At 72.9% G+C, this 2,400-nt stretch carries 5 protein-coding genes; 4 read left to right on the plus strand and 1 reads right to left on the minus strand.

Going from position 1 to position 2,400, the window contains the following annotated elements:
- A partial coding sequence (locus tag AB0J52_RS36495) for a helix-turn-helix domain-containing protein (protein ID WP_500187481.1) occupies positions 1 to 172 on the minus strand: 172 nt, incomplete at its 3' end.
- Between the two features lie 90 nt (positions 173 to 262).
- On the opposite strand from AB0J52_RS36495, the gene AB0J52_RS36500 reads away from it, so the two are divergent.
- The 4 genes from AB0J52_RS36500 to AB0J52_RS36515 all read left to right on the plus strand — a co-directional run.
- Positions 263 to 841: a ClpP family protease gene (locus tag AB0J52_RS36500; protein WP_500187477.1), complete on the plus strand. Its 579-nt coding sequence runs from the start codon at positions 263 to 265 to the stop codon at positions 839 to 841.
- Positions 842 to 955: 114 nt separating this feature from the next.
- Positions 956 to 1,423: a YbaK/EbsC family protein gene (locus AB0J52_RS36505; protein WP_500187478.1), complete on the plus strand. Its 468-nt coding sequence runs from the start codon at positions 956 to 958 to the stop codon at positions 1,421 to 1,423.
- A gap of 4 nt (positions 1,424 to 1,427) precedes the next feature.
- Entirely contained in the window at positions 1,428 to 1,778 is a 351-nt protein-coding gene (locus AB0J52_RS36510) for an ArsC/Spx/MgsR family protein (RefSeq protein WP_500187479.1), read from the plus strand.
- A 239-nt stretch (positions 1,779 to 2,017) separates the two neighbouring features.
- The coding region (locus tag AB0J52_RS36515; protein ID WP_500187480.1) for a hypothetical protein at positions 2,018 to 2,400 on the plus strand (383 nt) is incomplete at its 3' end.

Consider the following 2,400-nt stretch of genomic DNA (forward strand, 5'->3'; position numbering starts at 1 on the left):
CCACGCGGCGCGTGGTGCGTTCGAACAGCGGCGCGCCCAGCACCGCCTCCAGCCGCCGCACGCGCTGGGACAGCGCCTGCTGGGTGAGGAACAGGCGCTGTGCGGCCCGTCCGAAATGCATCTCCTCCGCGGCGGCGACGAAGGCCCGCAGACCGGGAACGTCCACGTCCACGGCCTAAGCGTGGGATTGACAAGGCCGCGTTGTCAAAGCGCCGGAACTCTTGTTGGACGCCGCCAGAGGCCCGCCGGTTACCTCGAAGCCATGACCAACGAACCGCGCCAACCCTCTGAGGACGTCTTCCAGCGCCTGCTCCGCGAGCGGATCGTGTTCCTCGGCCAGCAGGTCGACGACGACATCGCCAACCGGCTCTGCGCCGAGATCCTTCTGCTGTCGGCTGAAGACCGGCACCGCGACATCCACCTGTACATCAACTCCCCGGGCGGGTCCGTGACCGCCGGGATGGCCATCTACGACGTCATGCAGTTCGTCCCGAACGACGTGGCGACGCTGTCGCTCGGGTTCACCGCGTCGATGGGGCAGTTCCTGCTGTGCGCGGGCGCACCGGGCAAGCGGTACGCGCTGCCGCACACCCGGATCCTCATGCACCAGCCGTCCGGCGGGATCGGCGGGACGGCGACCGACATCCGGATCCAGACCGAGAACATGCTGGCCACCAAGCGGCAGATGCAGCGCCTGATCGCCGCGCACACCGGCCAGACCGTCGAGCGGATCGAGGCCGACTCCGACCGGGACCGCTTCTTCACCGCCGAGGAGGCCCGCGACTACGGCTTCGTCGACCACGTCGTGGACACCGCCCGCGCCGTCTCCGCCGCCGCGTGACCTCCATGCCGTCCGGTTCCGGTTCCCCCCGCCTCCCCGCTCCCCTCTCCGCCGGTCCCCGTCCGGGGAAAAGGCGGGAGCGGGGAGCGGGGCGGACGGCTTAGGGTGCCGTCCATGCACCCCAACGCCGAGCGCGTCGCCGCCGTCCTGCGCGAGCAGGGAGCCGACGGCGAGATCATCGAACTGCCCGACTCAGCCCGCACCGCCCAGGCCGCCGCCGAACAGCTCGGCTGCGAGGTGGGCGCGATCGCCAACAGCCTGGTCTTCGACGCCGACGGCGCGCCGCTGCTCGTGCTGACCAGCGGCGCGCACCGGGTGGACACGGCGCGGGTGGCCGCGCTGGTGGGCGCGCGGAAGGTGCGCCGGGCGACGCCCGAGTTCGTCCGGGAGCACACCGGGCAGCCGATCGGCGGGGTCGCGCCCGTCGGGCACCCCGCCCCGATCCGCACCCTCGTGGACGTCTGGCTGGACAAGTACGACCGGGTCTGGGCGGCGGGCGGGCACCCGCACACCGTCTTCCCGACCTCCTACGAGGAACTGCTGCGCGTCACCGGGGGCGACGCCGCCGAGGTGGGAGAGTAGGGGAATGGAGATCTGGCACAACCCCCGCTGCTCCAAGAGCCGCGCCGCGAAGGCCGCCCTGGACGAGGCCGGCGTCGCCTACACCGAGCGCCGCTACCTGGACGAGCCGCCGACCGCCGAGGAGCTGGACCGGACGCTCACCGCGATCGGCGCCGAGCCCTGGGACGTCGCGCGGCTCGGCGAGCCCGTGGCCAAGGAGCTGGACCTGAGGAACCTGCCGCACGACCGCGCCAGGTGGATCGAGGTCATGGTCGCCAACCCGGTGCTCATCCAGCGTCCGATCATCGTCACGGACGTCGCGGCCCTCGTGGCGCGCGACCCGCAGACGGTGCGGCAGGCGCTCGGCGACGCCTGACCGTCCCCCGCCGGACGGCGCGGCACCTGCCGCCGGACGGCGCGGCACGGCGGTACGGCACTCCACCCGGCACGGGCACCCCTCCGCCGCGGAAGGCCCTGCCGGTGACCCTGCGGACATGCCGTGCGGCCTGACCGTGACCGTCCGGCACTCGACATCGCCTGTTGCGAGTGTGATTCTGGGGACCCGGACCCCGGCGCGACGGCGCGACCGGCTGGAGAGCAGCACCCGGAGGGGCGATGACCGCTGAGATGCGCACCGGCCCGGCCAGTCGCGACGGCGACTTCCGGGGCATCGACCCGCCCGCGCTGGACCAGCTGCTCCGGCAGGTCCAGCAGGCGAACACGGCGATCCGCGGCTGGCTGGCGGGGCACCGTCCCCCGCCGGGCGTCGCGGCGACCGGGTACCGGCAGGCCGAGCAGGTCGGGCAGTGGGCCGCGGACCAGATCGGCATGCTGTCCCGGCGGTACAACTTCGCGATCACGCATCCGGACACGGGCGGCGGCGTGCACGTCCCGCCCGCCGCTCCGCCGAGCCCCGGCCCGTCCGGAGGCGGCGGTGGCGGCGGAGGCGGTATATCGGAAGATCAAACTACTGAACACCATTCACAAACACACCAAAC

It is taken from the genome of Spirillospora sp. NPDC049652 (assembly GCF_040675125.1).
In the GTDB taxonomy this organism is placed as follows: Bacteria; Actinomycetota; Actinomycetes; order Streptosporangiales; family Streptosporangiaceae; genus Spirillospora.